Source organism: Alistipes sp. CAG:268 (genome assembly GCA_000434235.1).
Classification (GTDB): Bacteria; Bacteroidota; Bacteroidia; order Bacteroidales; family Rikenellaceae; genus Alistipes; species Alistipes avistercoris.
Map to the genome: position 1 here is coordinate 14,020 of FR892023.1, position 6,341 is coordinate 20,360.

Below are 6,341 nucleotides of genomic sequence, written 5' to 3' on the forward strand. Positions count from 1 at the left end.
CCCGTTCAACAGGGCGAAGCTCGCCGGCTGCCTACCGGGATCCCAGCCAGAGAAAGAACATACCCACCAGGATGAAGGCCAGATCGACGGCTTTCGAACGCAGGTTGCGCTCGTGGAACAGCGCCGCACCGCACAGGAACGACACGACGACCGAACCGCGACGGATCATCGAGACGACGGAGATCATGGCATCGGGATCGCGCAGGGCATAGAGGTAGGCGAAGTCGGCGGCCGAGAGGAAGATCGAGATGAACGGGATGGCCCAGCTCCAGCGGAAGGGGGTCGTATGCCCGCGCCGCGGCCACCACAGGATGCCTACCACGATGGCCATCATCAGGAACTGGTAGAGGTTGTACCAGCTCTGCACGAAGACCGGGTCGAGCCGCGTCATGATGTATTTGTCGTAGAGCCCGCTGGCCGCACCGGTCAGGGCAGCCGCGGCGATGCAGAGAATCCAGCGGTTATGCGCAAAATCAACCCCTTCACGGCGGCTCGAACGCCCCAGCAGGAAGAGCGAGACAAGCGCCAGAAGGACTCCGGCCCACTGGCTGGCGTTGAGGCGTTCGCCGAAGATCAGCAGGGCGCCGAGGAGCACCAGGACCGGGCGTGTGGCGTTGATCGGTCCGACGATCGTCAGCGGCAGGTGTTTCATGCCGAAATAGCCGAAAATCCACGAAGTAAGGACGATGGCCGACTTGAGAACGACGAGTCCGTGGGCCCGGAGGGTTCCACACGAGGATTCGAGCACCGTTCCGTCGAACCACCCGAAGCCGCACTCCGCGGAGAGGATCGCCGGAAGGAAGAAGAGCGAACAGAAAAAGGTGTTGAGCAGCAGTACGGGCAGCACGGCATTCCCGGTGAGCGCCTTCTTTTTGGCCGCATCATAGAGGCCGAGCAGCGCAGCCGAGGCAAAGGCAAGCGACAACCACATGGCAGTAAAATTCGTTCGGTTTCCGAAAAACGCAAGGAAGGCGGCTCGCGGCCGCCTTCCGGTACAATTGGGGAGTCGTTATTTGATCTCGTCGCTGTAGACCGCCCCCGGAAGATCGTGCAGGTTGTAGCGCGAGGCCATCGACATACCGTAGGCCCCGGCCGACTTAATCGTCAGCAGGTCGCCGCGCTGCGTGCGGCGCAGGCTCACGTTCTGGTCAAAGACGTCGGTCGATTCACAGGCCGTGCCCACGACCGTATACTTGTCGCGCGGGGCGTCCTCGTCGGCCGTGATGTTCTCGATGTTGTGGTAGGAGCCGTAGAGCGCCGGGCGGATCAGCTCGGTCATCGAGGCATCGACGATCACCAGCTTGCGGCCCGTGGCCGTGGTCTTGTTGAAGAGCACGGTGGTGATCAGCTCGCCGCACTCGGCGACGATCGACCGGCCGAACTCGAAGTGCACCTCCTTGTCGTCCACGCGGAGGTGGTTGTGGACGATCGAGAAGAGCGAGGCGAAGTTGGGGATCGGTTCGTTCTCGGGAACGTCGTAATTGACGCCCAGGCCACCGCCCACATCGACGAAACGGAACGTGAAGCCCAGCCGCTCGAGGTTCTCGACGATGACGTTCACCTTATTGCACATGTTCTCGAAGACGTGCAGCTCGCGGATCTGCGAACCGATGTGGAGATGGATGCCCACGATGTTGATGTGGGCTAGCGATTTGATCTCGGCGGCATGCTCGAGCACCTCCTCGTAGGAGATGCCGAACTTGCTGTCGGCCTGGCCCGTGTCGATGCAGTGGTTCGTCTTGGGGTCGATGTCGGGGTTGATGCGCAGCGCCACGTCGGTCACGCGGCCCGCCTCGGCGGAAAGGGCATCGACAACCTCCAGCTCGCCGATCGACTCGCAGTTGATGGCCATGATGCCCTGTTCGATCGCATAGCGGAGCTCCTTGTCCCGCTTGCCCACGCCGGCATAGACGATGCCTTCGGGGGCGAAACCTGCCTCGACGGCCTTGCGCAGCTCGTTGCCCGAGGCGCAGTCAATGCCCAGCCCGTACTCGCGGATGATCGCCAGCAGGTGGTCGTCGTAGTTGGCCTTGATGGCGTAGTGGACCTTGTAGCCGTATTTGTTCGATTCGTACACCACGCTTTCGAGCGTCTGACGCAGCAGCGCCGTGTCGTAGAGATAGAACGGGGTCTCGTAGCCCCGGAGCCTGGATGCGATTTGTCTGCTTAACATCTTATATACCTGACTAACTTATAACCTGTTGAGGGGCAAAGATAGGTATTTCGGGCCAAAAGAGCAAGCCCGAAAATAAAATTCTTTAGAATCCCTGCCGCAGACCTGCGCCGCACGGCTCCCGGCGAAGGCTTCGCGGAATTCAAAATATATTTCGTATATTTGCACGTATTTTTGCTCGCGAATTCATGAAAAACATCCGCAACTTCTGCATCATAGCCCACATCGACCACGGCAAATCGACCCTCGCAGACCGCCTGCTGGAGAAGACCAACACCCTGAACCAGCGCGAAATGCAGTCGCAGGTGCTCGACGACATGGACCTCGAGCGCGAAAAGGGCATCACCATCAAGAGCCACGCCATACAGATGGAATACACGGCCCGCGACGGCGAACGCTACACGCTCAACCTGATCGACACCCCGGGACACGTCGATTTCTCGTACGAAGTCTCGCGCGCCATCGCCTCGTGCGAAGGGGCGCTGCTCGTGGTGGACGCCACGCAGGGCATCCAGGCCCAGACGATCTCGAACCTCTACCTGGCCGTCGGGCACGACCTGGAGATCATCCCCGTACTGAACAAGATCGACATGGATTCGGCCATGATCGACGAGGTGAAGGACCAGGTGATCGACCTGATCGGATGCAGGGACGAGGATATCCTGCTCGCCTCGGGCAAGACGGGGCAGGGCGTCGAGGAGGTGCTCGAGGCGATCGTCGCGCGCATCCCCGCACCGAAGGGCGACGAGAACGCGCCGCTGCAGGCGCTGATCTTCGACTCGGTGTTCAACCCCTTCCGGGGCATCATCGCCTATTACCGCGTCTTCAACGGCACGATCCGCAAGGGCGAGCACGTCAAGTTCTTCAACACCGGGAGCGAGTACGACGCCGACGAGGTAGGCGTGCTGAAGCTCAAGATGCAGCCCCGCGACGAGATCTGCGCCGGAGACGTAGGCTACATCTGCTCGGGCATCAAGACCTCGTCGGACGTGAAGGTCGGCGACACGATCACCTCGGTGGCCAATCCCGCACGGGAGGCCATCGCCGGGTTCGAGGACGTGAAGCCGATGGTCTTCGCCGGCGTCTATCCCGTCGAGGCGGACCAGTACGAGGACCTGCGCGCCTCGCTCGAGAAGCTGCAGCTCAACGACGCCTCGCTGACGTTCGAGCCCGAGAGCTCGCTGGCCCTCGGATTCGGATTCCGCTGCGGATTCCTCGGGCTGCTCCACATGGAGATCATCCAGGAGCGCCTCTACCGCGAGTTCGACATGGACGTCATCACCACCGTACCGAACGTCTCCTACCGCGTGACGACGACGCAGGGCGACGTGGTCGAAGTCCACAACCCGTCGGGGCTTCCCGAGATCACGAAGATCGCCAAGATCGAAGAGCCCTACATCCAGGCGCAGATCATCACCAAGTCGGAGTTCTTGGGCAACGTCATCAAGCTCTGCATCGACAAGCGCGGCGTGATGAAGAACCAGACCTTCATCACGCAGGACCGCGTGGAGGTGAACTTCGACATGCCCCTCTCGGAGATTGTCTTCGACTTCTACGACAAACTCAAGAGCATCTCGAAGGGTTACGCCTCGTTCGACTACCACCGCACCGGTTTCGAGCTCTCGAAACTCGTCAAGCTCGACATCCTGCTCAACGGCGAGCCGGTCGATGCCCTCTCGTCGCTCACCTATACGGACCACGCCTACGACTTCGGGCGCAAGATGTGCGAAAAGCTCAAGGAGCTCATCCCGCGCCAGCAGTTCGACATCGCCATACAGGCCGCCGTCGGCGCCAAGATCATCGCCCGCGAAACGGTGAAGGCCGTGCGCAAGGACGTGACGGCCAAGTGCTACGGCGGCGACATCTCGCGCAAGCGCAAGCTGCTCGAAAAACAGAAGCGGGGCAAAAAGCGCATGCGCCAGATCGGAAATGTCGAGGTGCCGCAGTCGGCATTCCTCGCCGTGTTGAAAATGGACTGACCGCCGCCGGTAGCGGACTCACGAACCCCAAGACCATGAAGAAGACCATCATCGACCTGTTCGAATCCTCCGTCGCACGCTACGGAGCCAAGACCTTCCTGCTCGAGAAGCGCCATCGCAAGTTCGAGCCCACGACCTATGCCGAAACCCGCGAGCAGGCGCTCGAGGTCGGCGCGGGGCTCGCCTCGCTGGGCATCCGCCCCGGGGACAAGGTGGCGATCCTCTCCGAGGGGTGCAACGCATGGATCATCTCCGAACTGGGACTCTTCTACGCCGGGGCGATCAGCGTGCCGCTCTCGGTCAAGCTCGAGGAGTCGAACGACCTGCTCTTCCGCCTGCGCCACGCCGAGGTCAAGGCGCTCTTCGTCTCGAAATACCAGCTGCCGAAGATCCGCCGCATCCGCCACGAAATTCCGGGGGTGAAGCACATCATCGTCTTCGGACACCTGCCCCTCGAACCGGGCGAAACGGCCTTCGGGACCCTCAAGCGGCTCGGACGCGACTATCTGGCCAAACACCGCGAGGAGTTCATGGCAATCGGGCAGGCGATCCGCAACGACGACTACGCCACGATCACCTACACTTCCGGCACGACGGCCGATCCGAAGGAGGTTGTGCTCACGCACCGCAACTACACGGCCAACGTCGAGCAGTCGCTCTCGCGCATCGACATCCCGTCGCACTACCGCACGCTCATCATCCTGCCGCTCGACCACTGCTTTGCGCACGTCGTCGGCTTCTACATCATGATCGCCTGCGGCGCCTCGGTAGCCACGGTGCAGATCGGCGCCACGCCGATGGAGACGCTCAAGAACATCCCGCAGAACATCCGCGAGGTGCAGCCGCACTTCCTGCTGTCGGTGCCGGCGCTGGCCAAGAACTTCCGCAAGAACATCGAGAGCTCGATACGCGCCAAGGGCCGTTTCACGGAGCGGCTCTTCCGCCTGGCGCTCCGCACGGCCTATGTCTACAATCAGGACGGATACGGCAGGGGCCGCGGATGGCGGATCCTGCTCGCCCCGGTGGTCGGCATCTTCGACGCCCTGCTGTTCAGCAAGGTCCGCGAGGCGTTCGGCGGCTGCATGGAGTTCTTCGTCGGCGGGGGCGCCCTGCTCGATACGGAGCTCCAGCGCTTCTTCTACGCCATCGGCATCCCGATGTTCCAGGGATACGGACTCTCGGAGGCGACGCCCGTCATCTCGACCAACTCGCCCAAACACCACTGGCACCGCTTCGGTTCGTCGGGCAAGATCCTCATCCCGCTCGACCTGAAGATCCTCGACGAGGAGGGGAACGAGGTGCCCCGCGGTACGAAGGGAGAGATCGTCATCCGCGGCGAGAACGTCATGGCGGGATACTGGAAGAACCCCGAGGCTACGGCCGAGACCGTACGCGACGGATGGCTCCACACGGGCGACATGGGTTATGTCTCCGAGGATGAGTTCCTCTATGTGCTGGGGCGGTTCAAGAGCCTGCTGATCGCCTCGGACGGCGAGAAATACAGTCCCGAAGGAATGGAGGAGGCGATCGTGGACAAGTCGCCCTACATCGACCAGATCCTCATACACAACAACCAGAACCCCTTCACGGGGGCCATCGTGGTGCCGAACCGCGAGGCCCTGCTGCGCGAGCTGGCGGCCCGCGGAGTGGCCGAAGACGGACGGGCGGAGGCCGCGGCCGAGATCATCGGCGCAGAGATCGACCGATACCGGGGCCAGGGCGCCTATGCCGGCGAATTCCCCGAGCGTTGGCTGCCGGCCGAACTGGCCATCGTGGACGAGCCGTTCACGGAGCAGAACGGACTGGTGAACAGCACGATGAAGGTGGTGCGCAGCAAAGTCGAGGAGCACTTCCGCGACCGGATCGACTACCTCTATTCGCCCGAAGGGAAGACCCTGAAGAATCCCCGCAACCTGGCGTCGCTGAAAAAAATAGTGGGGTAGCCCGCATTTTTTCGGGCGCAAGATTTGCGAATTCGAAAAAGCGAAGTAACTTTGTACTCCGAATTGCGAAAATAGCTCAGTTGGTAGAGCATCAGCTTCCCAAGCTGAGGGTCGCGGGTTCGAGTCCCGTTTTTCGCTCGACAAAATCCCTGCCCTTCGGCGGGGATTTTCGCATAGGAAAGGCCTGCAGGATACAGCCCGCGTGGGGTCTTTCTGCCGCCGGCCGTTTCACCTCCGGCCGACGGA

4 protein-coding genes and 1 tRNA gene are annotated in these 6,341 nt (G+C 61.8%); 3 read left to right on the top strand and 2 right to left on the bottom strand.

Annotated elements, in window-relative coordinates; all coding sequences use genetic code 11:
* Positions 1-31 precede the first annotated feature (31 nt).
* The gene (locus tag QZL63_RS10705) at positions 32-931 is read right to left on the bottom strand and encodes an EamA family transporter (RefSeq protein ID WP_022309285.1); all 900 of its coding nucleotides are present in this window, start codon (positions 929-931) and stop codon (positions 32-34) included.
* 78 nt (positions 932-1,009) lie between these two features.
* On the bottom strand, positions 1,010-2,173 hold the full coding sequence (lysA, locus tag QZL63_RS10710; protein ID WP_022309286.1) for a diaminopimelate decarboxylase: 1,164 nt from the start codon (positions 2,171-2,173) through the stop codon (positions 1,010-1,012).
* Between the two features lie 188 nt (positions 2,174-2,361).
* Between lysA and lepA the strand changes: the two genes are divergently transcribed.
* From lepA to QZL63_RS10725, 3 genes are all read left to right on the top strand, one after another.
* Positions 2,362-4,152 (top strand): translation elongation factor 4, encoded by a 1,791-nt coding sequence (gene lepA, locus QZL63_RS10715; protein ID WP_022309287.1) that lies wholly within the window; start codon positions 2,362-2,364, stop codon positions 4,150-4,152.
* Positions 4,153-4,187: 35 nt separating this feature from the next.
* The gene (locus QZL63_RS10720; protein ID WP_022309288.1) at positions 4,188-6,095 is read left to right on the top strand and encodes an AMP-dependent synthetase/ligase; all 1,908 of its coding nucleotides are present in this window, start codon (positions 4,188-4,190) and stop codon (positions 6,093-6,095) included.
* Positions 6,096-6,160: 65 nt separating this feature from the next.
* Positions 6,161-6,233: transfer RNA gene (locus QZL63_RS10725), tRNA-Gly, on the top strand.
* The last annotated feature ends 108 nt before the right edge of the window (positions 6,234-6,341 follow it).

Coding starts and splice junctions, on each gene's coding strand:
- lepA (WP_022309287.1), top strand. CDS start 2,362: ATGAAAAACATCCGCAACTTCTGCATCATAGCCCACATCGACCACGGC.
- QZL63_RS10720 (WP_022309288.1), top strand. CDS start 4,188: ATGAAGAAGACCATCATCGACCTGTTCGAATCCTCCGTCGCACGCTAC.
- QZL63_RS10705 (WP_022309285.1), bottom strand. CDS start 931: ATGTGGTTGTCGCTTGCCTTTGCCTCGGCTGCGCTGCTCGGCCTCTAT.
- lysA (WP_022309286.1), bottom strand. CDS start 2,173: ATGTTAAGCAGACAAATCGCATCCAGGCTCCGGGGCTACGAGACCCCG.